The 22,121-nt window shown below is 70.2% G+C and carries 26 protein-coding genes and 4 pseudogenes; 12 read left to right on the top strand and 18 right to left on the bottom strand.

Features of this window, described 5'->3' with window-relative positions:
* Positions 1-209 precede the first annotated feature (209 nt).
* Positions 210-419 carry a hypothetical protein gene (locus tag LP418_RS23530; RefSeq protein ID WP_257953905.1) on the top strand — a complete coding sequence of 70 codons (210 nt, stop codon included), beginning with the start codon at positions 210-212 and terminating at the stop codon, positions 417-419.
* Here the strand turns inward: LP418_RS23530 and LP418_RS23525 are convergent, their stop codons facing one another.
* A complete protein-coding gene (locus LP418_RS23525; protein ID WP_257953904.1) occupies positions 420-1,667 on the bottom strand; it encodes a glucose-1-phosphate adenylyltransferase in 1,248 nt (415 codons plus the stop codon).
* A gap of 62 nt (positions 1,668-1,729) precedes the next feature.
* Between LP418_RS23525 and glgA the strand changes: the two genes are divergently transcribed.
* The 5 genes from glgA to LP418_RS23500 all read left to right on the top strand — a co-directional run bounded on the left by glgA (position 1,730) and on the right by LP418_RS23500 (position 6,149).
* A complete protein-coding gene (glgA, locus tag LP418_RS23520; RefSeq protein ID WP_257953903.1) occupies positions 1,730-2,917 on the top strand; it encodes a glycogen synthase in 1,188 nt (395 codons plus the stop codon).
* 301 nt (positions 2,918-3,218) lie between these two features.
* Entirely contained in the window at positions 3,219-3,830 is a 612-nt protein-coding gene (locus LP418_RS23515; protein WP_257953902.1) for a DUF559 domain-containing protein, read from the top strand.
* Positions 3,831-3,835: 5 nt separating this feature from the next.
* A complete protein-coding gene (locus LP418_RS23510; protein ID WP_257953901.1) occupies positions 3,836-4,564 on the top strand; it encodes a dienelactone hydrolase family protein in 729 nt (242 codons plus the stop codon).
* Between the two features lie 39 nt (positions 4,565-4,603).
* A complete protein-coding gene (locus LP418_RS23505) occupies positions 4,604-5,761 on the top strand; it encodes a glycosyltransferase 87 family protein (protein WP_257953900.1) in 1,158 nt (385 codons plus the stop codon).
* On the top strand, positions 5,691-6,149 hold the full coding sequence (locus LP418_RS23500; RefSeq protein WP_257953899.1) for an AAA family ATPase: 459 nt from the start codon (positions 5,691-5,693) through the stop codon (positions 6,147-6,149). Before LP418_RS23505 ends, LP418_RS23500 begins: the two co-directional genes overlap by 71 nt.
* A gap of 111 nt (positions 6,150-6,260) precedes the next feature.
* Here the strand turns inward: LP418_RS23500 and LP418_RS23495 are convergent, their stop codons facing one another.
* From LP418_RS23495 to LP418_RS23445, 11 genes and pseudogenes are all read right to left on the bottom strand, one after another.
* A complete protein-coding gene (locus tag LP418_RS23495; RefSeq protein ID WP_257953898.1) occupies positions 6,261-6,488 on the bottom strand; it encodes a hypothetical protein in 228 nt (75 codons plus the stop codon).
* Positions 6,472-6,915 carry a hypothetical protein gene (locus LP418_RS23490; protein ID WP_257953897.1) on the bottom strand — a complete coding sequence of 148 codons (444 nt, stop codon included), beginning with the start codon at positions 6,913-6,915 and terminating at the stop codon, positions 6,472-6,474. Before LP418_RS23490 ends, LP418_RS23495 begins: the two co-directional genes overlap by 17 nt.
* A gap of 24 nt (positions 6,916-6,939) precedes the next feature.
* Entirely contained in the window at positions 6,940-7,491 is a 552-nt protein-coding gene (locus LP418_RS23485) for a WXG100 family type VII secretion target (protein WP_442939990.1), read from the bottom strand.
* Positions 7,492-7,758: 267 nt separating this feature from the next.
* The gene (locus LP418_RS23480; protein WP_257953895.1) at positions 7,759-8,307 is read right to left on the bottom strand and encodes a hypothetical protein; all 549 of its coding nucleotides are present in this window, start codon (positions 8,305-8,307) and stop codon (positions 7,759-7,761) included.
* A gap of 61 nt (positions 8,308-8,368) precedes the next feature.
* Entirely contained in the window at positions 8,369-8,872 is a 504-nt protein-coding gene (locus LP418_RS23475; RefSeq protein ID WP_257953894.1) for a thiolase C-terminal domain-containing protein, read from the bottom strand.
* 64 nt (positions 8,873-8,936) lie between these two features.
* A complete protein-coding gene (locus LP418_RS23470) occupies positions 8,937-9,551 on the bottom strand; it encodes a hypothetical protein (RefSeq protein WP_257953893.1) in 615 nt (204 codons plus the stop codon).
* The gene (locus LP418_RS23465) at positions 9,548-10,408 is read right to left on the bottom strand and encodes an OB-fold domain-containing protein (protein ID WP_257953892.1); all 861 of its coding nucleotides are present in this window, start codon (positions 10,406-10,408) and stop codon (positions 9,548-9,550) included. The genes LP418_RS23470 and LP418_RS23465 overlap by 4 nt, the downstream gene beginning before the upstream one ends.
* Before the next feature lie 36 nt (positions 10,409-10,444).
* Positions 10,445-10,846, bottom strand: a complete 402-nt coding sequence (locus LP418_RS23460) for a MaoC family dehydratase N-terminal domain-containing protein (protein ID WP_257953891.1) — start codon at positions 10,844-10,846, stop codon at positions 10,445-10,447.
* Positions 10,843-11,898, bottom strand: coding sequence for an acyl-CoA dehydrogenase family protein (locus tag LP418_RS23455; protein ID WP_257953890.1), 1,056 nt, complete (start codon positions 11,896-11,898; stop codon positions 10,843-10,845). The genes LP418_RS23460 and LP418_RS23455 overlap by 4 nt, the downstream gene beginning before the upstream one ends.
* Positions 11,899-12,133: 235 nt before the next feature.
* A pseudogene (locus LP418_RS23450) lies at positions 12,134-12,292 on the bottom strand (acyl-CoA dehydrogenase); the annotation flags it as partial.
* A gap of 505 nt (positions 12,293-12,797) precedes the next feature.
* A pseudogene (locus tag LP418_RS23445) lies at positions 12,798-13,025 on the bottom strand (acyl-CoA dehydrogenase); the annotation flags it as partial.
* Positions 13,026-13,046: 21 nt separating this feature from the next.
* Between LP418_RS23445 and LP418_RS23440 the strand changes: the two are divergent.
* Positions 13,047-13,772 (top strand): annotated as a pseudogene (locus LP418_RS23440) (alpha/beta fold hydrolase); the annotation flags it as partial.
* 16 nt (positions 13,773-13,788) lie between these two features.
* Here LP418_RS23440 and LP418_RS23435 read toward each other — a convergent pair.
* Both LP418_RS23435 and LP418_RS23430 read right to left on the bottom strand, forming a co-directional pair.
* Positions 13,789-14,313 (bottom strand): WS/DGAT domain-containing protein, encoded by a 525-nt coding sequence (locus LP418_RS23435; RefSeq protein ID WP_257957164.1) that lies wholly within the window; start codon positions 14,311-14,313, stop codon positions 13,789-13,791.
* Positions 14,314-14,359: 46 nt separating this feature from the next.
* Positions 14,360-15,294: pseudogene (locus tag LP418_RS23430) on the bottom strand (wax ester/triacylglycerol synthase family O-acyltransferase); the annotation flags it as partial.
* Between the two features lie 128 nt (positions 15,295-15,422).
* Here LP418_RS23430 and LP418_RS23425 point away from each other — a divergent pair.
* A complete protein-coding gene (locus LP418_RS23425) occupies positions 15,423-16,697 on the top strand; it encodes an alpha/beta hydrolase (protein ID WP_257953889.1) in 1,275 nt (424 codons plus the stop codon).
* Here LP418_RS23425 and LP418_RS23420 read toward each other — a convergent pair.
* On the bottom strand, positions 16,684-17,022 hold the full coding sequence (locus tag LP418_RS23420) for a VOC family protein (protein WP_257953888.1): 339 nt from the start codon (positions 17,020-17,022) through the stop codon (positions 16,684-16,686). The genes LP418_RS23425 and LP418_RS23420 overlap by 14 nt on opposite strands.
* Before the next feature lie 82 nt (positions 17,023-17,104).
* Between LP418_RS23420 and LP418_RS23415 the strand changes: the two genes are divergently transcribed.
* Positions 17,105-17,629 carry a sigma-70 family RNA polymerase sigma factor gene (locus LP418_RS23415; RefSeq protein ID WP_257953887.1) on the top strand — a complete coding sequence of 175 codons (525 nt, stop codon included), beginning with the start codon at positions 17,105-17,107 and terminating at the stop codon, positions 17,627-17,629.
* Between the two features lie 10 nt (positions 17,630-17,639).
* Positions 17,640-17,930, top strand: coding sequence for a hypothetical protein (locus LP418_RS23410; protein WP_257953886.1), 291 nt, complete (start codon positions 17,640-17,642; stop codon positions 17,928-17,930).
* Here LP418_RS23410 and LP418_RS23405 read toward each other — a convergent pair whose 3' ends face one another.
* Positions 17,931-18,293 carry a YciI family protein gene (locus tag LP418_RS23405; protein WP_257953885.1) on the bottom strand — a complete coding sequence of 121 codons (363 nt, stop codon included), beginning with the start codon at positions 18,291-18,293 and terminating at the stop codon, positions 17,931-17,933.
* A 186-nt stretch (positions 18,294-18,479) separates the two neighbouring features.
* Between LP418_RS23405 and LP418_RS23400 the strand changes: the two genes are divergently transcribed.
* Complete coding sequence (locus LP418_RS23400) at positions 18,480-19,139, top strand: dihydrofolate reductase family protein (protein WP_257953884.1); 660 nt, start codon at positions 18,480-18,482, stop codon at positions 19,137-19,139.
* Between the two features lie 172 nt (positions 19,140-19,311).
* Here LP418_RS23400 and LP418_RS23395 read toward each other — a convergent pair whose 3' ends face one another.
* Positions 19,312-20,748, bottom strand: coding sequence for a DUF6841 family protein (locus LP418_RS23395; RefSeq protein ID WP_257953883.1), 1,437 nt, complete (start codon positions 20,746-20,748; stop codon positions 19,312-19,314).
* 16 nt (positions 20,749-20,764) lie between these two features.
* On the opposite strand from LP418_RS23395, the gene LP418_RS23390 reads away from it, so the two are divergent.
* Complete coding sequence (locus tag LP418_RS23390; protein ID WP_257953882.1) at positions 20,765-21,217, top strand: hypothetical protein; 453 nt, start codon at positions 20,765-20,767, stop codon at positions 21,215-21,217.
* Positions 21,218-21,234: 17 nt separating this feature from the next.
* Here LP418_RS23390 and LP418_RS23385 read toward each other — a convergent pair whose 3' ends face one another.
* Entirely contained in the window at positions 21,235-22,056 is an 822-nt protein-coding gene (locus tag LP418_RS23385) for an NAD-dependent epimerase/dehydratase family protein (RefSeq protein ID WP_257953881.1), read from the bottom strand.
* Between the last annotated feature and the right edge of the window lie 65 nt (positions 22,057-22,121).

The following is a 22,121-nucleotide window of genomic DNA, read 5'->3' as shown; positions in this document are numbered from 1 at the left end:
CGAGGCCCAGCGCCCGGTCTCCTCCGTTGCCGCCCGCGGACCCATCACGGTGCAGGCTGCGGCCTACACCCTGCAGGCACGCATCGCCGCCGAGCACGCCCCCGGCCGCGACTCCCGAGGAGACCCACTGGGAGCGGATCGTCAGCCTGTACGACGCACTGCTCGACATCGCACCGACGCCGAGCGCGCGCCCGGCCCGGTCGGTCGCGGTGACCGAGGCACGTGGGCCGGCCGCTGGTCTCGCTGCCCCGGAGGGCATCGAGATCCCCTCCACGCACCGGGTTGCCGCCGTACGAGCAGAGCTGTTGTCGCGCAACGGCGACCTCGACGCCGCGCGAGCGGCCTTCGACCGAGCGATCGCGGCCTGCCTCAACGAGGTCGAACGCGCTCACCTCGTCTCGCAGCGCGACGCCCTCTGATCAGTTCGGGACCTGCTGCTGCTTGGCCAGCACCGTGAGCCCGTCCTCGACGACGAAGCCGCGGGCGCGGTCGGCCTCGGGATCGACACCGATCTGGACCCCGGGCGGCACCACGACGCCCTTGTCGAGGATGGAGCTGCGCACGATCGCGCCCTCGCCGACGCGCACGCCGTCCATCAGCACCGAGTCGGAGACCTCGGCGCCCTCCCGGACGAAGACCGACGGCGACAGCACCGACTGGCTCACGCTCGCGCCGCTGACCACCACCCCCGGCGACAGGATCGAGTTGAAGGTCGTCACGGCGCCACCGGCATGGCCCTCGACCAGCTTGGCCGGCGGGTGCGGACCGTGGCTGGTGAAGATCGGCCAGTCCTTGTTGTAGAGGTTGAAGACCGGCAGCGGCGAGACGAGGTCCATGTGGGCGTCGTAGTAGGAGCGCATCGTCCCGACGTCGCGCCAGTAGCCGCGATCGCGGTCGGTCGAGCCGGGCACGACGTTGTCCTTGTAGTCGTAGACGGCCGACTCCGTGCGGTCGACGAACCACGGCACGATGTCGCCGCCCATGTCGTGCTTGGAGCGCTCGAGCTCGGCATCGCGGGTGACCGCGTCGACGAGGGCGTCGGCGTCGAAGACGTAGTTGCCCATGCTCGCGAGCACCTCACCCGGCGAGTCGGGCAGCCCGACCGGGTCGGTCGGCTTCTCCGAGAAGGCGCGGATCCGCGACGGCGACGCCGGGTCGACGTCGATCACGCCGAACTGGTCGGCCAGCGAGATCGGCTGCCGGATCGCCGCCACCGTGCAGCCGGCACCGGACTCGACGTGCTGCTCGACCATCTGCGCGAAGTCCATGCGGTAGACGTGGTCGGCCCCGACGACGACCACGATGTCGGGCTGCTCGTCGACGAGGAGGTTCTGCGACTGGAAGATGGCGTCGGCACTGCCGAGGTACCACCGCTTGCCCACCCGCTGCTGGGCCGGCACGGGCGTGACGTAGTTGCCGAGCAGCGTGGACATCCGCCGAGTCGTGGTGACGTGCCGGTCGAGGCTGTGCGACTTGTACTGCGTCAGCACGACGACCTTGAGGTAGCCGGAGTTGACGACGTTGGAGAGCGCGAAGTCGATCAGGCGGTAGATCCCGCCGAAGGGCACGGCCGGCTTCGCCCGGTCCGCGGTGAGTGGCATCAGTCGCTTGCCCTCACCGCCGGCCGGGACGATGGCGAGGATCTTCTTGCGGCCGTGGGCGCTCATGCCCCGAAACTAGTGGTGCTGGGACCGCGCGACCACCCTTGAGCGCTAGTAGGTTCACGACCATGCGAGTCGACGTCCTCAGCAAGGAGTACCCACCCGAGATCTACGGGGGCGCCGGCGTGCACGTCGCCGAGCTCGTCCGGGCCCTGCGATCCGTGCCGGAGATCGAGGCCCGGGTGCGCTGCTTCGGCGCGCCTCGGTCCGAGGAGAGCACGACGGCGTACGCCGAAGCGGACTCGCTCTCCGCCGCCAACCCGGCGATCCGGACCCTCGGGGTCGACCTCGCGATGGTCGACGACTGTGCCGGGGCGGACCCGGTGCACTCGCACACGTGGTACGCCAACATGGCCGGCCACCTCGCCGGGCTGATGCACGGCATCCCGCACGTGGTCTCCGCGCACTCGCTCGAGCCGATGCGGCCGTGGAAGGCCGAGCAGCTCGGCGGCGGCTACGCCCTGTCGAGCTGGGTGGAGCGGACCGCCTACGAGGGCGCGGCCGGGATCGTCGCCGTGAGCGCGGCGATGCGTGACGACGTGCTGCGCAGCTATCCGACGGTGGATCCGGCGAAGGTCACGGTGATCCACAACGGCATCGACACCTCGCTCTGGTCCCCGACTCCCAACCCCGACCGGGTGCGCTCGCTCGGACTGGATCCCGACCGTCGCAGCGTCATCTTCGTCGGCCGGATCACCCGGCAGAAGGGGCTGCCGTTGTTCCTGCGGGCCGTCGCGTCGTTGCCGCCCGATGTCCAGCTGATCCTCTGCGCAGGTGCGCCCGACACCCCGGAGATCGCGGCGGAGGTACGCGCGCTGGTGGACGGGCTGGCCGGTTCGCGTGACGGGGTGGTCTGGATCGAGGAGATGCTCCCCCGCGCCGACGTGGTCGCCCTGCTGACCGCCGCGACCGTCTTTGCCTGCCCCTCCATCTACGAGCCGCTCGGCATCGTCAACCTCGAGGCGATGGCGTGCGAGACCGCCGTCGTCGCCACCGCCACCGGCGGCATCCCTGAGGTCGTCGTCCACGGCGAGACCGGGTGGCTGGTGCCGATCTCGCAGGCCACCGACGGGACGGGGACGCCTCTCGACCCGGAGCAGTACGTCGCCGACCCGGCCGCCGCCCTCACCGACGCCGTCTCCGATCCCGACCGCGCCCGCGCCCTCGGATCTGCCGGCCGCCAGCGCGCGATCGAGTCCTTCAGCTGGGGCGCGATCGCCGAGCGGACGCTGGACTTCTACCGCTCGCTGCTCTGAGTCCCCGTCGCCGTACTCAAGGAACGGACCAACGGACCCAACGCCACTCTGCTCCGTCGTTCCACGCCTGAGCCGTAGCCGATCTGTCGCGTTTGGTCCGTCGGCCCGTCGGGAAGGGCAACAGCGTGGAGTCGGACCTTCAGCGCATCATGCGCATCCTCGGTGGCGGCCCGTGGCTGCTACGCCGTGCCTGCCGTCAGCGATGCGGCCAAGCTGGCCGCGCGGGCCACAGGGGTCGTGTGCCTGACCAACGCTGCGCTCAGCTGGGGCTGGGGAGTCAAGACCATCCCGGACAAGCCCCATGTGGCCGTGCCGAAGGATCGTCGCCCTGGGCAAGGAGCTGGCACAGCTGATCACGCCGTCATGGATCGACCTCGCCCACGACGAGACGGAGGGATACGCCACCACGGAGGCCAAGACGCTCGAGATGTGCGGGCGCCGGCTGCCCTTCGACGAAGCACTCGCGATCATCGATTCGGCGCTTCGTGCCGGCTACCCGATCGACACGCTCCGTGAGGCCGCCAACACTGCGAAGGGGCCGGGCTCAGCGAGGCTGCGGCGTGTCACGGCTGCTGCTGACAAACGTGCTGCCAACCCCTTCGAGTCGGTCCTTCGCGCCCTCGCGCTCGAGGTGCCCGGGCTCAGTGTGGAGCCACAGGTGGGGATCCGAGGTGAGCTCGGCCTCGACGTCCGACCTGATCTTGTGGATCGTCGACGCCGGATCGTGCTCGAAGCCGATTCGTTCGAGTGGCACGGCGATCGCGCGGCGCTTCGCCGAGACGCCCGGCGCTATGACCTGCTGGTCGTCAACGGCTGGACGGTGCTCCGCTTCTCCCGGGAGGACGTCATGCACGACCCGGGAGTGGGTCGCGTCGTCCTGATCGCGGCCGTGGCCGATCGGCTGCCACACTGACGGCCATGACCCTCCCGGACGCCCGGACGCAGGGCTCGCACACGCACGACGGCGTCAGCCACGCGACGTACAGGAAGGGCACCGGCCCCGGCGTGATCGTGATCCACGAGATTCCCGGCATCACGCCGTCCGTGGCCCGCTTCGCGCAGGAGGTGGTCGATGCCGGCTACACGGTGGTGATGCCGAGCCTGTTCGGAAAGGACGGCGGCTCTATGAACCCGCTGTCGGTGGGCAACGCGTTGCGCAAGGTGTGCGTGAGCCGGGAGTTCACCACGCTGCGTGCGGGTGAGACCTCGCCCGTCGCCGGTTGGCTGCGCTCGCTCGCGCGCGACCTGCACGAGGAGCTCGGCGGTCCCGGAGTGGGGGCGCTGGGCATGTGCTTCACCGGCGGTTTCGCGCTGGCCATGATGGTGGACGCTCCGGTCACGGCGCCCGTGCTCTGCCAGCCGAGTGCGCCCTTCGCGGTCACACCGAGGCTGGCTGCCGACGTCAACCTCTCCCCCGGCGACCTCGACATCGTCAAGGGCAAGTGCGCCGCCGGCCAACAGGTGCTCGGCCTGCGCTTCCGCCCGGACCCGGCCGTCGGGAAGCGCTTCGACACCCTGACCCGCGAGCTGGGCGACGCGTTCATCCGGGTCGAGTTCAAGGGCGCGGGCCACTCGACCGTGACCGAGCAGCGTCAGCAGGAGGGCGTCGACGCCGTCCCGGGTTTCTTCGCCGACAACTTGCACTGACGTCGGGCTGCGTTCATCGGGTGGCCCTAGCCTCCCGGCGTGCTGCCCGCCGGACGTCGTGACCTCGCGCTGGCCGTCGCGCTGACGTGGCTGGCCTCGCTGGCAGTCCTCGCCGTACGGTCCGGCGGCCTGCTCGACCTCGCGGTCTATCGCGCCGGCGCCCAGCGCCTGCTCGACGGGACGTCGATCTACACGCAGCCGTACGGCGAACTGCCGTTCACCTATCCGCCGTTCGGGGCGCTCGTCATGGTGCCGCTGGCGGTGCTGCCGACGGTGCTGGCCGAGCTCCTGCTCCCGCTGCTCTCGGCCATGGCGCTGGTCTTCGTGTGGCAGCGATGCGGAGTGCCGTCGCGGTGGCTGGTGCTCGTCGCGCCGGCGTCACTCCTGCTCGAGCCGGTCTGGCTGACGCAGCACTTCGGGCAGGTCAACCTCGTGTTGCTTGCGCTCGTGCTGGGCGACCTCGTCGGGCCGACCTCGCGCTGGCGAGGCGTGCTCACCGGCGTCGCGGCCGGGATCAAGCTGACGCCTCTGGTCTTCCTCGGCTACCTGATCGCGACCCGTCAGTGGCGAGCGGCCGGTGTGATGGCGGCGTCCTTCGCAGCCACCGTGGCCCTCCCGATCGTGCTGATCCCGAGCGACGGCCTGCGGTTCTGGACCTCGGTGCTGCCGGACGCCCGCCGGATCGGTGCTCCTTGGTATGCCGCCAACCAGTCGCTGATGGGGGCCCTCTCGCGCGTGGACGGCCCGTGGATGTCGTGGTTCGTGCTCTCGGTGACCGTCGTGCTGCTCGCCCTTTGGCTATCTCGCTCGCTCCACCGTCGCGGTGACGTTATCGGCGCGGTCAGCGCAACCGGGCTGGCCTCGCTGCTCGCCTCACCGGTCTCGTGGAGTCACCACTGGGTCTGGTCCATCCCGCTGGGGATGGTGCTCCTCCGTCACGCTGGGCCGGTCGCGGCCGCTGCCCGGACTCTGCTCTTCGTCGCCGCACCTCACCTGTGGATGCCGTCGGGCGGCGACGTGGAGCTCACGTGGACCCGGCAACACGTCCCCGGCGACGCCTTCGTCTGGGCCGGCCTTGCACGGCTGGCGATCGTCGCGAGGACGACGAGCCGCTACGGTCGCGGTCGTGACACTGATCGTGATGTCCGGTCTGCCGGGCAGTGGCAAGAGCACCGTCGCGAAGCGGCTCGCGGCTGATCTCGGCTGCGCCGTGATCTCGGTCGACACCATCGAGCGCGGCCTCCACGAAGCAGGCGTCGATGCCTGCCAGCCGATCGGCCTTGCGGCGTACGCCGTCGCGAACCGTCTCGTCGACGTGCAGCTGAGCCTCGGCCACGCCGTGATTGCGGATGCCGTCAATCATCACCCCGACGCCCGGCAGGCGTGGCTCGACCCGGCGACCGCGCATGGCGTGGACCTGCGGGTCCTCCACGTGGAGTGCAGCGACGAGGTGCTCCATCGCGAGCGACTGGCGACTCGGATGCACGACCTTCGGGTCGTGCCGTGGGAACGCGTGGTCTCACTGCGGGAGACCCGGACACCCCGGCCGGTCGACGTGGAGACGGTGGAGACCGGGCCGACCTGACGCGTCAGCCCGCGGTGTACGGCGGGATGGTTGCGCCGGCCGGGACCGGGACCCGAGCCGGGGAAGATCAGCGGGTAGTGGCGGGTGTTCGGAGCACCGGGGCGACGGATCTCACGCAGCCGTCCGATGTAACCGACTGTGCCCAGGGGCCGCTCCGGTGAAGGCGAGGCCGGACCCGACCCAGTAGCGCGACGAGGTGGCACCGAAGTAGAGGTAGAGCCCGCCGATCCCGATACCGATGGCGATCAGAGGGACCGCGCTGCGGAGCAGCTGCCACCACTCGATCTGCTTGACGGTGCGGTTCAGGGCCTCGCCGGCCGAGTCATTGCTGGGGGTCATCAGTCCACTCTCCAATGCGGTCGCTCTCGCGGAGGACCGCGTGCTGACGGTAGGTCGCGGCCGATGTCGGGCTCGTTGCGTTCGATCTCGTCGACCTCGGCGCGCGCGTCGCCGATGATCTCGGCGCGCACGTCCTCGGCGCTCCAGTGCGTGTCGACGGCCGACATGACGTCGCGCCAGTCGTCTCGTCCCTGTCCATCCGACCCTGCAGCACCTCGCGTGCCTCTCCGGCGCCGCCCCCGCGGGCGAGCTCGGCGTAGTCGTCCAGTGCGTGCGCGCGCTCGGCACGCAGCGCGGCGCGCTCGGCGTCCACCTCGGCGTTCATGAGGGCGCTCTCGCGACGAAGGTCCTCGGTCACCGCTTGCATCTCGGCCATGCCTTCGCGCATCGCGGAGCTCACGTCCTCGACGTCGTCCTCAGTGCTCATCGTGTGATCCTCCCGCACGCCATGTCAGGGGCCGAAGCCGGCATTTGCGGTGTCGTCGATGTGGTTGGCGGCATCGGCGTGCTGTCCGGCGGACATCGGGAGCATGAAGGCCATGTTGAGGCCGCGGAACATCACTGCCATCAGGCCGGCAGCCTTGAGGATCGGCGGGATCACGTTGTTCAGGTTCTTGATGAAGGTGATGGCCCTGTCGATCAGCGTGATCGCCCGGCGAACGCCCGAGCCGAAGGTCAGCACCTCCTTGGCCCACTTGGCGATGGAGAACGACAGCAGCAGCTCCTCCAGCAGGCCGAGCACGTTGGCGACGAGCTTGCAGGCCTCCTTGACGGCGGTCAGCATGTTGTTCATCTGCATCGACATCAGTTGTGCGGCCTCGGCCTGCTTGCCGTGGCCCTTGGCCATGCGGGTGAGGCGCTTGTGGGCCCGGTCTGCGGCGGCACCGGTCCAGATGGTCGAGAGGTTGTCGGCCATGGACTGGTAGTTGTCACCCAGCGACTCGAGTCCTGCCGAGAGCGCGTGCCAGTCCCTGGCGCATCCCGTCGACGGCCGAGAAGTCACCGGCGATCGGGTCCATGATGGCGCCGATCAGGTCGTAGTTGAGCTTGCGGGCGGCCCAGTCGATGGCCCGGAGGATGAACCCACACTCGCTGCAGGATCGAGTCGACCATGTCGGCCTCGGCGTTCGAGGAGTGCGCGAAGAGCTGACCGGACGGGTCGGCAGAAGGCGACGCTCATGGGTTCACTTGTCCTTCCGGTGGCGGTTCTCGAACTCTTCGTAGGTGTCTTCGTCATTCTCGGCCTGACCGATCGACTGACCGGCGGCGATCATGTCGGTGACCGGACGACCACCTCAACGCCGTCGGTGGGCAGGCCCCGGATCCCGGCGTCGTCGAGCTGCGGCGTCCGACCGGGCAGACCGTCGGGCAGGTGCTGGGGCAGGTGGTCGGCGATCTTCTCCGCGTTGGCCACGGTGGTGGCGCCCGAGTTGGCCGTCTTGATCCCCGCAGGAACACCGGGTCCGTCCGGGTGGCCGGGGGCGCTCCCCGGATCGGCAGCGCAGTCGATCTTGACCGTGATCTTGCCCGGGTCGTTGGAGACACCCGAGTCGGTCTCCCGGAAGTCCTTGACGGTGAGGTCGATGTTGGAGGCGAGATCGCCAGCGGCCTTCCTCGCTCGCGCGATCTCCGCGGCGACCGTCGCCCGGGCATCGCGATAGCCGCCCTCGAAGAGATCCATGAAGCCGGTGAACGCGCCGAAGTTGGCGCACGAACCGGTGACGACGTCCTCGACCTTGCCCGGGATGCTCTCCCGGGTCCGGCACAGCTCCGCGTAGGCCTTCATTCCAGCGAACGACGCGTGCACTTCCTTGCCCACTGTGACTCCATGCTTCTCGCGCTGTTGAATGACCACCGGGTAGTTCCCCCGGGGACCAGTATCAAACCTCGCGGTCCACGCCGATGATCAGCCCACTGGTCGGCACCCCGGTGCCAGCGGTGACGAGCACGTGCTCGGCGCCGTCGACCTGGTTGAAGGACGTGCCGCGCATCTGTCGGACGCCTTCGGCGATGCCGTTCATGCCGTGGATGTAGGCCTCTCCGAGCTGGCCGCCGTGGGTGTTGATCGGGAGCCGCCCACCGAGCTCGATCGCGCCGTCGGCGATGAAGCCCGGCGCCTCGCCGCGTCCGCAGAACCCGAGCTCCTCGAGCTGCATCAGGACGTACGGCGTGAAGTGGTCGTAGAGGACGGCGGTCGCGATGTCGGCCGGTGAGAGGCCCGACTGCGCCCACAGTGCACGCCCGACGACACCGATCTCCGGGATGCCGATGTCGTCGCGGTAGTAGGACGTCATCACGAACTGGTCGGCGCCGCTCCCCTGCGCTGCCGCGACGATGGGTACGGCGCCCGCCGCGAGATCACGGGCGCGCTCGGTCGTCGTCACCACGATCGCAACGCAGCTCCGTCGCTCTCCCGGCAGCAGTCGAGCAGCCGGAGCGGGTCGGCGATCAGGCGCGAGGCCCGGTGGTCGGCGAGCGTGATCGGCTTCTCGTAGAAGAACGCGGCCGGGTTGGTGGCCGCGTGCCGCCGGTCGGCCACGGCCACGCGCCCGAAGTCGGCCGACGTTGCGCCGTACTCGTGCAGGTAGCGCCCGGGCCTGCATGGCGACCGTCGCGGCCGGCGTGGAGAGCCCGTGCGGGTAGGTCCAGGGCGTTGTCGAGGCCGTTGGTGTTGACTGGGCGGCAGCGCCGAGGGAGACCTCGGCCGAAGCGGTCGCCGGAGCGTTCGTTGAAGCCGCGGTAGGCGACGACGGTGGTCGCCATCCCGGTCGCGACGGCCATCGCGGCCTGCTGCACGGTCGCGCAGGCGGCACCGCCGCCGTAGTTGATGCGGGAGAAGAACGACAGCTCGCCCATCCCGAGCTCGCGGGCCAGCGCGATCTCGGACGAGTTGTCCATGGTGAACGTGACGAGCCCGTCGACGTCGGCGGGCGTCAGGCCGGCGTCGGCCAGCGCACTCAGGGTCGCCTCGCAGGAGAGCTGGAGCTCCGAGCGTCCCGAGGCCTTGGAGAACTCGGTCGCGCCGATGCCGGCGATCGCGGCCGCACCACTGAAGGGGATCACAGCGACACCGTCACTCTCGACGTCGCGTGGGCGCCCGGCGACACGGCTCCGACCACGTCCACGACGACCTCCGTCTCCGACCGCGACACGATCGTGCCGGTGAGCTCGAGGGTGTCGCCCGGGTAGGCGGGCGCACCCAGCCGCAGCGTGCACGCGGTGACGCGCGCGTCCGGCGAGCCCTGCTGCCGGGCCCAGTCCACGACGTACTTCTGCACGAGGCCGGTGGTGGTCAGGATGTTGAGGAAGATGTCCTTGGAGCCGCGCTGGACGGCGAGGTCGCGGTCGTGGTGGACGTCCCGGAAGTCGCGGGTGGCCAGCGCCGTCGAGACGATGAGCGTCGGGGTGATGGGGAGGGATGACACGGGCAGGTCGGAGGCTGGTGCCGGTTTCGTGACGAGCCTTCGGCCCACCTCAGCCACCGAGTCCTCGGAGGTCGTCCACGAGGCCAGCGTCAGGTCGTCGTCGATCCGGTCGAACACGACCTGCACGGGCGCGCCGATCTCCACGCCGGGGCCCCGGACCGCACCGACCATCCGCACACCCTCCTCCAGCTCCACCAGCGCGAGCGGGAGCGGCAGCGTCTTGCCGGGGACGTACGGCGCGTGGTGGACCGGGAACGAGTGGATGACCCCCCGACCGCTCGCGACGACGTGTCCGCGGTCCATCGCGTGGCAGGACGGGCACACGGGGCCGGGCGGGTGGCGCAGCACTCCGCAGGCGTTGCACTTCTGGATGCGGAGCTCGCGGTTCGCCGTACCCTCGAAGAAGAAGGCGGTGTCGCGGTTGATGACCGGGCGCACGGTCTGGGTCGGATCGACTCGTGAAGCTGGCTTGAACTTGAGCACCCGGAACGTCATCGTCGCGACGGCTTCACCGGCGACCCGCCAGGTGTTCTACGTCGTCACGAAGTAGCCCTCGCCGAGGCCGGTCGTCTTCGGCCCCACCACCGACTCCAAGCGGGTCGTGATCGCGGGCCGCTCGCCGGGGACCAGCTCGCGCGCATAGGTCTGGTCGCTGTTGGTGGCCGGGACCGACGTGAAGCCCGCTTCGTCGAGCAGCTGCATCGTGCCGTGCAGCGGATCGCTGGCCGGCCGGTGCGGGTCGAGGCCGTGCATCGTCCAGACCTGCGCCATCGCCGGCGGAGCGACCGACGCCCAGCGCGGGTTGGTGTCGCCCATCGCCTCGGCCCAGTGCCGGACCATCGGCAGGTTGACCTCGTCGAGCGCCTCGCGGGGTTCGGTCTCGCCCGCCGCGATCAGCTCGTCGACCCGGGCCATGATCTCGTCGTGCGTCATCGCGGCACCCGCGGCAGGCCGAGCCCGAACATCGCGATCAGCTCGCGCATCACCTCGTTGACCCCGCCGCCGAACGTGATGACGAGGTTGCGCTTCGCCTGCCCGTCCGGGTAGGTGACGAGTGCGGCGGTCGCCGGATCGGACGGGTCGCCGTGCCGGGCGACGACGTCGGCGAGCACGCGGCCGACGTACTGCACGCGCTCGGAGGCGAACACCTTCGACGACGACGCGTCGGCGACGCTGATCTCCCCGATCGAGGCCGCCCGGGCGACCTCCCAGTTGAGCAGCTCGTTGACGCGGAAGATGGCCGTCACCTCACCGAGCGCGGCCTGCACGTCGGGATGATCCGGGACCCCCATGCCTGAAGCCCACGCCGCTACCCGATCGCGCAGCCCCTCCAGCCGTCCAGCGGGACCGAGCATCACGCGCTCGTGGTTGAGCTGGGTGGTGATCAGCTTCCAGCCGGCGTTCTCGTCGCCGACCAGCATGTCGATCGGGACGCGCACGTCGGAGTAGTAGGTCGCGTTGGTGTGGTGAGCGCCGTCGACGGTGATGATCGGCGTCCACGAGTAGCCCGGATCAGTCGTGTCCACGATCAGGATCGAGATGCCCTTGTGCTTGGGTGCGTCGGGATCGGTGCGCACCGCGAGCCAGACGTAGTCGGCCCGGTGACCGCCGGTGGTGAAGATCTTCTGCCCGTTGACGACGTAGTGGTCCCCGTCGCGGCGGGCGGTCGTGCGCAGCGACGCGAGGTCGGTGCCCGCATCGGGCTCGGAGTAGCCGATCGCGAAGTGCACGTCGCCGGCGAGGATCCGCTGCAGGAACAGCTCCTTCTGTCGCGGCGTGCCGTACTTCTGCAGCGTCGGCCCGACGGTCTGCAGCGTCACCGCCGGCAGGTGCACGTCGGCCCGTTGCGCCTCGTTGGCGAAGATCGTCTGCTCGACCTCGCCGAGCCCGCGACCGCCGTGCCGCCTCCGGCCACCCGACGCCCATCCAGCCGTCGGCGCCCAACTGCCGGATCGTCCTCTGGTACGTCGCACCGTGCCGATCACGCGTCATCTCGCGGTGGTCGTCGGCGGCCACGAGAGTCGAGAAGTAGGCACGCAGCTCGGCCTTGAGGTCGCGCTGTGAATCGGTGAGCTCGAGGTTCTTGGCGTCCGCCGACTCGATCGCGACGAGCGGCAGGGTCCCCGCGGGACCGCCGAGGGCGTGCGTGATGTCCGTGAGCCACGAGTAGTGGTGGTGCAGGGGGTAGGTCTCGTCGACCCCCATGCCGCCGTGCAGGTGGTGGCAGGTGTGGATCGCGGCCGGCGCCTCGGCGCACGTCCAGTAGGCCGCCACGGCGAGGTCGTCGCGCACGTCCAGACCGTTCGCGATCCGCCAGACCGCGTTGTCGGCGACGAGGTCCGGGGTGCGCGAGGCGATGTGGACGTCGGCGACCTGCATGGCCACGGCTCCGGAACTCGGCCAGCGCGCGCCCGAACTGCGTGCGGGTCTTGACGTGGTCGGCCGTGAGGTCGCGGGCGCCCGCGAGGAGTCCGGCGGCGAGCACCACCAGCCCGGCCACTGCGTTGTCGTGCGCGACGCGGAACGCGTCGGCGCCGGGCAGCAGGTCGATCGGGGCGTCGTCGAGGGCGACGGTGTGCTCGACGACGCCGTCGAGCAGGGCACGGCTCGAGGCGGACTCGACGAGCGTGACGCCGTCGGACGTCGGGTCGACGAGTCCCACGACGGGCCGGCCGTCCAGCACGGCGCTCACGACGAGGGCGGCCGCGCGATCGGCGTACTGCACGGAGATCTTGCGACCGGTGACGCGGTCACCGGTGACGACCGCGGCGGGGACGGCCGGGAAGCCCGGTCCGACCTCGCGCAGCGCGGCGGCGAGCACGACGTCGCCGCTCGCGATGCCGGGCAGGAGTGACTTCTGCTGGTCCTCGCTGCCGGCGGCGGCGAGGGTCAGCGCGCCGACGCACAGCGTCTCCCAGACGGGCAGCTGGACGGCGTGCTTCCCGACGGCGCGCAGCACGACCGCGAGCTCGGCCAGTCCCGGGCCCTCGCCCCCGTGGTCGGTCGGCACCACCGGGGAGAGCAGTCCGGACCCGGCCGGGGCGGCCCAGTCCGACGTGCGCGTGATCGCGTCAGCGACGACGGCCGCGACCGCCTCGACTTCTTCCGACACAGGTGACCTCCGACGACGAGCATGCCTAGAACGTGTTCTACTCTAGCGGACATGGCCTTCCCGCTCGATGCCGTCCGGCGGAGCGTCTACATGCCCTACGCGCGGATTCCGTACGGCGACATGCTGGACCTCCCCGGACGCGGCTCCACCTTCGTCACCGACACACCGGGACCCGAGGCCGACTCCCCCGCGATCCTGCTGCTGCACGCGCTCGGCACGACCGGCCTGCTCAGCTGGTATCCCGCGATCGGGCCGCTGTCGAAACGCTTCCGGGTCGTGACCATGGACCAGCGCTGGCACGGGCGCGGCATCCAGTCCGAGGAGTTCTCCCTCGCCGACTGCGCGGACGACGCCGCGGCCGTGATCGAGGTGCTCGGGCTGCGAGACCCGATCATCGGCGGCTACTCGATGGGCTCGATCGTGGCGCAGCGGGTGTGGCGGCAGCACCCCACCCTGATCGAGGGCCCGGTGCTCGGCGCGACCACCGACCACTTCCGGCCGACGCCGTGGGAGAAGGGCTTCCACGCGTCGATGGGCGCCACCATGCTCGGGCTGCGCGGCCTGTCGCGCTCACGCACCCTGACGCACGTGGCCCGGCGCACCGCCCGTGCGGTCGACCTCGCGCCGAGCGACATCCACGAGTGGGCCCCGGTGGAGCTGCGCCGGACCAGCCCGTGGGCCGTGGGTCAGGCGCTGGCCGCGCTGGGGCGACACCACACGCGACCGTGGCTCTCACGCATCGACGTACCGACCGCGGTGGTCGTCACGCAGCGCGACCGGGTGATCCCGCCGTCACGGCAGTACGCCCCCGGCCCGCCGGATCCCCGGCGCCACCGTGCACGAGGTCCCGGCCGGTCACGCGTCGTGCGTGCTGCAGGCCGAGCTCTTCGTGCCGGCCTTCGTCGAGGCGGCCGTCACCGTGGCGGCACGGAGGGGCGAGCTGCGTCGATGAGATCCGTGAGTGCTTCCAGCTCGGCCGGGAAGCGCTGCGCCAGTCGTCGACGTCGGCCACGGACTCGCGGCAGGCGATCACGCCGACCTGCATCTCGCCGTTGTTGCTCATCACGGTGATGTTGAGGCCAGCGCCGTGGAAGACCGGTCCGAAGGCGAACATCCCCTCGATGCGGGCTCCGACGAAGTAGAGCGGCACCGGCGGTCCGGGGACGTTGGAGACCACGAGGTTGTGCACGACCGGGTGCTTCTCGGCGAGCCGGAGCCCGGCATAGGCCCGCACGGCCAGTCCGAACGTGCTGGGCGAGGCGAACTCGGCCCAGTCCTGGGAGCGCATCGGCACTGATCGCCTTCTGGTGGTCCTTGGCGTGCCGGTTGGCCGCGGTCAGCTCCTGCAGCCGCTCGAGCGGGTCGTCCAGGTCGGTGCCCAGCTTGGCGAAGAGGGCCGAGACCTTGTTGGCGCCGTGCTCGCGCTTCGACACGGACCGCACCGAGACCGGCACCGTGGCCAGCAGCGACGTCGCGGGCAGCTCGCCGCGATCGGCGAGGTAGGAGCGCAGGGCGCCACCCGTGACCGCCATGACGACGTCGTTGACCGTCGAGCCGGTCGCCTCCTTGACCGCCTTGATGTCGTCGAGGCTCATGGTCGACAGCGCGACTGCGCGGTGGCCGGTGATCGTGCCGTTGAAGGACGTGCGCGGCGCCGAGAAGGGGGCGGCCATCGCCGTACCCTTGCGCGCGGTTGAGCGGAACCGGCGATCATCTGCGTCGAGGGCGTGATCAGCCGCGGGAGCGACAGCGGACGCGTCACCGGGTTGACCAGCCCGCGACCCAGCAGGCCGAGGTCGCTGGGCGCGTGCCCGTGGCTGCCCTTGCCGCCGAGCCCGAGCGGTTCGGAATCGGCCTCGAGGCTGGTGAGGTGCGAGAGCAGGTTGCTGCCGGAGACGCCGTCGACGGTGGCGTGGTGCATCTTGGTGAAGATCGCGACCCGGTCGTCGGCGCAACCCTCGATCACCCACATCTCCCACAGGGGGCGCGATCGGTCGAGCGGCATCCCGGCCAGCTGTCCGAGGAGCTCGGTGAGCTCGGGGTAGCCACCCGGCTGCGGCAGCGCGAGCCGGTGCACGTGGTGCTCGATGTCGAAGTGCGCGTCCTGCACCCACACCGGGTGGTCGAGGCGCAGCGGCACCTTCTTCAGCTTGCGCGTGAAGTGCGCGACGTCGCGGACACGCTCGTCGATGCCGGCGCGCATCGCGGCGAACGAGTAGCCGCCGGGCATCGTCGCCGGGTCGAGCATGACCGGGCCGCAGACGTGCATGAGCTGCTCCGGCGATTCGAGGTAGAGGAAGCTGGCGTCCAGTCCGGACAGGCGATCCAAGGTCGGCATGATCCGACAACGAGGTGAACACGTTCTAGTTCCGCTCCTGTGACGGATACCATCGGTACGTGAGCTACTTGCGACGCCGGGCCATCGTGGCCGCCCTGACCGCCAACGCCCTGCGACCCGTCACCGGACCGCGTGCCGGGGTCCCCGCCTTCCTCGCCGGCTGGGTCTTCGGCGAGCTGGCGCCGCAGATGCTGACCCTGACGGCGCTCGACTCGGCGGCCCAGCTCCGCCCTGCACGGCGTTCCCGTCGCCGTACCCGGCTCGGCTTCGCGCTGGCCGCTGCCAGCTCCGCCGGCCCGGCGCACGTCATCCGGCAGTCCCAGCAGGTCAAGGACCGTGTCGAGGACGCGCTGGTGGAGGGCCTCGGCGTCGACTACGGCGAGCAGCTCGACGCCGTCCCCACTCCGGCCGACCCGGCCACGCCGTGGCGCAAGCTGCTCAACCCCTTCAGCTTCAAGGACCGCGCTGTACGCGTCGAGAAGGACATCGCGTATGCCGAGTTCGGCCGCCGCTCGATGCTCGACATCTACCGCCCGGCGGCAGATGACCAGCTCGCCGGAGCTCCCGTGCTGCTGCAGGTGCACGGAGGTGGCTGGACGATCGGCAAGAAGGACCAGCAGGGCATCCCACTCATGCAGCACATGGCCCAGCGCGGCTGGGTCTGCGTGGCGATCAACTACCGCCTCTCACCCCGCGATGCCTTCCCGGCGCACGTGATCGACGTGAAGCGCTCGATCGCGTGGATCAAGGAGAACATCGCCGACTACGGCGGCAACCCCGACTACATCGTCATCACCGGGGGCTCGGCCGGCGGCCACCTGTGCGCGCTCGCCGCGGTCACTCCCCATGACAAGGAGTGGCAGCCCGGCTTCGAGGACGCCGACACGAGCGTCCGGGCCGCGATCCCGCACTACGGCGTCTACGACTTCGCCGGGTCGACCGGACTGCGCAGCGCCAAGGGCATGCGCGACGGCTTCCTGGGCCCGCGGGTGCTGCAGAAGCGGTGGGAGGACGACCCGGAGGCCTTCGAAGCCGCCTCCCCCATCCTGCGCATCGACGGTGACGAGCCCGACTTCTTCGTCATCCACGGTGAGAGCGACACCCTCGTCGACGTCGGCCGGGCCCGCGCGTTCGTCGAGAAGCTGCGTCGAGTCTCGAAGAACTCGGTCGTGTACGCCGAGCTGCCCGGCGCCCAGCACGCCTTCGACATCTTCCCGTCGATCCGCTCGGCCCACGTCGTACGCGCGATCGAGCGCTACCTCGGTTGGCACTGGAACACCTGGCGGGCCGGGCTCGACGTGGACCATCAGGTCGACGAGGTCACGAGCGCGTGATGAAGCCGAGCTGATTGCCGTCGGTGTCGGTGACGATCCCCGTCGTCGTGCCTCCGCCGACCTCAGTGGCGGCCTGCACGATGCTCGCGCCGGCCGCCTCCGCCTCCGCCACCTTGCCGGCGACGGCGTCGACGTTCCAGAAGACCACGCTGCCGGCCATGCCGCCCACGTGGCCGTTGGGGTTGAGCCCGATCTCCTGCCCGCCGTGGTTGAACCCGACGTAGTAGGGCGTGTCCGTGTGCGGCTCGACGCCGAACGCGGTCGTGTAGAAGGCCGTCGCGGCGGCGAGGTCCTGGACGGGGATCACGATCGAGTGGTTGCTCATGGTTGGCTCCTCAGGTCTGCCGGTCACATCCGGCGCGGTTGGTTCGTCAGACTGGTGACGGATCGAAGCGAAGGAATGTGACATGGAATCTTTTGAGGACCACCGCAACCACCTCGTGGCCGTGGCCACCCGCGTCCTGGGACCCGGCGGCGACGCCGAGGATGCGGTGCAGGAGGCCTGGTTGCGCTACTCGCGCACCGACGTCTCCGACGTCGAGAACCTCCGCGGATGGCTGACCACGGTGGTCAGCCGGATCTGCCTCGACCAGCTTCGCTCCCGTACGGCGCGGCGCGAGGACCTCGTCGACACGCACCTCGAGCGAGCCTCGTCCTCTCCCACCCCGGAGGACGATGCCGTGGTCGCCGAGGCGGTGGGCGGCGCGATGCAGACCGTGCTCGACGAGCTGACCCCGCCGGAGCGGGTGGCCTTCGTGCTGCACGACCTGTTCGCCGTGTCCTTCGACGAGATCGCGGAGATGCTCGACCGCTCCCCCGCCGCTGCCCGTCAGCTCGCGTCCCGCGGGCGTCGCCGGATCCGCGGCACCACCCCGGCGACCGCTCCCGGGCGCGAAGTGGTCGACGCCTTCCTCAAGGCCGCGCGCGGGTGAGTTCGACTCGTTGCTCGCGCTGCTCGACCCGTCCGTCGTGTGCCGTGCCGACGCCACGTCCGTGGCGATGGGCGGCCCGGTGCCGTTGCTCGTCGGAGCGCACGACGTCGCCAACCGCTTCAACGGTGGCGCGGCGGCGCTCTTCACCACGATCGTCGACGGCCTCGCCGGGGCAGCCTGGATGTACCGCGGCGAGGCCAAGGTGGTCTTCGACTTCACCATCGTGGACGACAAGATCGTGGCCATCGACATGCTGTCGGACCCGGAGGTCATGGCCGGACTGGTGCTGGAGAAGGTGTGATCAGGCCAGCCCGTCGAAGGGGCGGACCTCGACCTTGCCCCGGCACGCCTTGGAGCCCTCCGCCGCCAAGCTGAGCGCGACGTCGATGTCCGGGGCGTCGATGACCCAGAACCCGCCGATGACCTCCTTGGTCTCGAGATAGGGACCGTCCGTCATCAGCGGCTTGTCGCCCCGGCCGTCGACGACGGTCGCCGTGGACGCGGGCGCCGGGCCGCCGGCGAAGACCCAGTAGCCCTCGGCCTTCAGCCTGTCGTTGAAGGCGCCGGTGGCGGCGAACGCCTCCTCCATCTCCTCCTTGGACCCGTAGCTGCCGAACTCGTTCATCTCGGCCGGGCCGTGCACGGTCATCAGGTAGTGCGTCATCGCAGTTCTCCTCGGTCTCGGGCGGTCCCGTCGACCGCCTCCACTCCCACCACGAACGGCGTCTCGCCGATACGACAAACCTGCCACAGAAGTTCCTGCGAGCGAGGTGTCGGATCCCGGCCACCTCGTTCGTGGAGTGTGCATGAGCGGGTCGCACCGGCGGCTCGCCGAGGAACGGAGCGCGAGATGACCGCCACCTACACCTTCGACGTGTTCACCAGCCTCGACGGCTTCGGCGCCGCCAGCGGTGACTGGACCGGCTACTGGGGCAAGCAGGGCCCCGAGCTGCTCGACCATCGCCTTTCCCTGTACGCCGCGGAGCAGCGGATGGTCTTCGGGGCGAACACCTTCCGGGCGTTCGTGGGGATGCTGGCGTCGAGCACCGCTGACTCCGATGTTCGCGACCCGTGGGTCACCCGGATGACCAGCCTCCCGGCAACGGTGGTGTCGTCGACGCTGGAAGAGCCTCTCGACTGGCGCGATGCGACTGTCGTGAGCGGCGACGCCGTGGATGTGGTCGCGCGGCTCAAGGAGGAGTCCGACGTGCCGCTGCGCTCCCACGGCAGCCTGTCGATGAACCGAGCGCTGATGGCCGCAGGCCCGGTCGACCGCGTGCAGGTGACGGTCTTCCCCGTCATTACCGGGCGGACCGGCCGCGACCCGATCTTTCAGGGCGCCGCCGACTTCGACCTCGACCTGATCGAGAGCCGCACGCTCGACGGGAGAACCCGGGGAGTTGGTCTACCGTCCCAGCCTGCACGGCTGAGCGTCGCCACCTCGCAGCCGCGCGATCCGCGCAGTCCTGCCGATGAGCGCTCACGCGCGCGGGCATCAGGCTGCGTGTAGGACCAATGCACAGATGCGGAAGCCATTAGTCCCACCAGTGACGACATACGTGACTGTCAGTTCGTTGATCTCTTCCCCGTCCGCACTACGTCGGGGAGAACGCCACCCGATGAATTGCTGTGTTGTGGTTCAAGATCGTGGTGTCACTGGACAGCGTCTTGCTGTGGTCGTACTACGCCGCAAGCATGCGCTCCACCCGGGTCTTCAGCCGGGAAACAACCTCGTCGGACGTGTGGAGCCAGACCACCGGGTCGTCAGTCGTCACGAGAAGCGGGGCGGAGTAGAAGCCCACAATGTCGGCGGGCTGACGCTCCCCTCGACCGGACTCCGCGAAGGCGGACAGGTACTCCTCGAACCACCCACTGACTTCACCCTCATCCACGATTCGAACTCTAAGGTGCGCACTGCCAGCTGAACCCCGAACGACCAGATCTGCCGCGACGGGTGCACTTCTGCCGGCGACAAGCGCCTGACTTTGCTGGAATCTGGCAAGTGAGGCCCGGTGGGGGTATTCCAGCGGGTCAACTCGAGAAGGAAAGCGGCCCATCTGCGGGGTTCGGCCGCCCCGAGCAGTACCCGGGCACACGCCTCCACCGAGGCGCGCCACACCGGTCCCACGACCTCCTCCGGGGACAACGAAAAGGTGCCGCGAACTCTTGACTCGAACAGGTGTTCGAAATAGGATTGGCCCATGGCCACCGTCACTCCCACCACGATGATCGCGGAGCTCCGGGAGACCACCGCAACCCTGCGGTCGGCGCAGACGCGGGTGTTCGTGCTGGCGGCCGAGTGGGCCGATGCGCACCCCGACCCGGACACCACGAAACGCAGCGGCGGGTGCATCCACGGCTGCCCCACCGAGGGCATGCCGGGTGAGGACTTCGGTGGCGGCTGCGCCAACGGTTGTGTCGGTGACCCGGACGGGTTCGACGACCCGTTCATCCCTCCGGTGCGGTGGGACGCCCCGGCCGCGTTCGGTGCCGCGATCGGTCGCACCACCAACGCCGCGTCGTTCCTGATCCGCGACGCCTTGGTCGTGCGGCACCGGCTGCCCTTGTTGTGGGACCGGGTCCTGACCGGTGAGGTCGACCCGTCCCGGGCGCGGATGATCGCCCGCTCGATCTCGGGTCGCCCCCGCGACGTGTCCGACGACATCGACGTCCGGGTCGCACCGATCGCGCACAAGATCGGACTCACCGCCCCGGAGAAGAAGATCGACGAGGCGATGCTGCGGCTCTACCCCGAGCAACGCGAGGCCGAACAGCTCGAAGCCCTCGACCGGCGGTTCGTGCGCCTCGACGAGGCCTCGATCAACCACACCGGGATCGCCGACATGGCCATCCGCGGTGACTGGAAAGACCTCTACGACTTCGACGTCACCGTGTCCCGGGTCGCGGCCGCCCTCGCCACCCAGAACGAACGACTCGGTCTGCCGCCGGAGTCGCTCGACGTCCGCCGTGCCCGCGCGATCGGGATCCTCGCCGACCCCGCCGCCGCCCACGCCCTCCTGACCGGCGACGACGCACCGACACCGAGCAAGAAGACCGAGCTGGTGCTGCACATCACCGACGCCAACCTCGTCGGCCTCGACCCCGTGGCCCTGCAACACCACCCGCGACCGGGCCGTGCTCGACCAGCTCGTCCGGGACTGGTGCTCACGCACCGACACCCACCTCACCGTCCAGCCGGTGCTCGACCTCGCCGGCCACGACCAGACGTCCGTGCACCAGATCAAGACCCGCACCCTCCTCCGCGCCGACCTGATCGCCCGCACCTGCGTGTTCCCCGGTGCACCAAACCCGCCCGGGCCTGCGACCACGACCACATCGTCCCGTTCAACCACCACGACCCCACCGCCGGTGGCGCGTCGTGCGACTGCAACATCGCCCCACTGTGCCGGCACCACCACCAGCTCAAGACCCACGCCGGGTGGCGCTACACCCCCTCGAGACAGGCACCGGCTCTGGTCCGACCCCCACGGACAACAATTCCTCCGCGACCGTGCCGGCACCACCGACGTCACCCCCACCAACCACCGCAGAGGCACCGGCTGCCGACACCAGATCAACCGCCAATAGCACTGACGGTCGCGACATCAGGCACGCAACGGCGCGGTCGCGAACTGCGGCAACCCGACCTCGGGGCTGATCGATGCCCGGAATCCCAGCTCGTGGAGCGCGCGCAAGGGAGACGCCACGACGTGCCGGACGTCGCCCGGGCGATAGCCGCCGGTGACGTCGGGCACCAGCTCCGAGCCGGATCCGCGAGCAACGAGCCCGGCGACCTCGCCGATCGTGACGGGCGTGCCGGAGCAGACGTTGTAGGCCACGAGGCTCGCCGGCCCGTCACCGGTCGCGCCGAGCGCCAGCGCGTTGGCGCGGGCCACGTCGTCGACGTGCACGAAGTCGCGCAGCTGGCCACCGTCCTCGTAGACCTGCGGCGGCTCGCCGCGCTCGAGCGACGAGCGGAACATCGCCGCAACACCGGAATAGGGGGTGTCGCGCGGCATCCCGGGGCCGTAGACGTTGTGATACCTCAGCGCCACCACGCGACCGCCCGCCTGCCGGGCCCACGCGGACGCGTAGTGCTCCTGCGCGACCTTGCTGGCCGCATAGCTGCTGCGCGGGTCCAGCGGCGCGTCCTCGGGGACCGGCCGCCACGAGAGATCGCTGCCGCAGACGGCGCACCGGTTCTCGAACGACCCCGCGCGGAGGTCGTCCTCACGTCTCGGCGGTGGGGCTCGGCGCCCGTGCTCGGAGCACGCGTAGCGCCCCTCGCCGTACACGACCATCGAGCTGGCCGGGACTAGGCGTCGCACCCCCGCGCTGTGCATCGCAGCGAGGAGCGCGGCCGTCCCGAGGTCGTTGTGCATGGCGTACGTCGGCAGGTCGGCCGCGTCCGTGCCGGCTCCCACCATCGCGGCCCGGTGGCAGACGACGTCGATGCCGCGGAGCAGGTCGACCCAGTCGGGGGGCGTCGCGC

Source organism: Nocardioides sp. B-3, assembly GCF_024703895.1.
Taxonomy (GTDB): domain Bacteria; phylum Actinomycetota; class Actinomycetes; order Propionibacteriales; family Nocardioidaceae; genus Nocardioides.
This window is presented reverse-complemented; position numbering and strand designations above follow the sequence as displayed.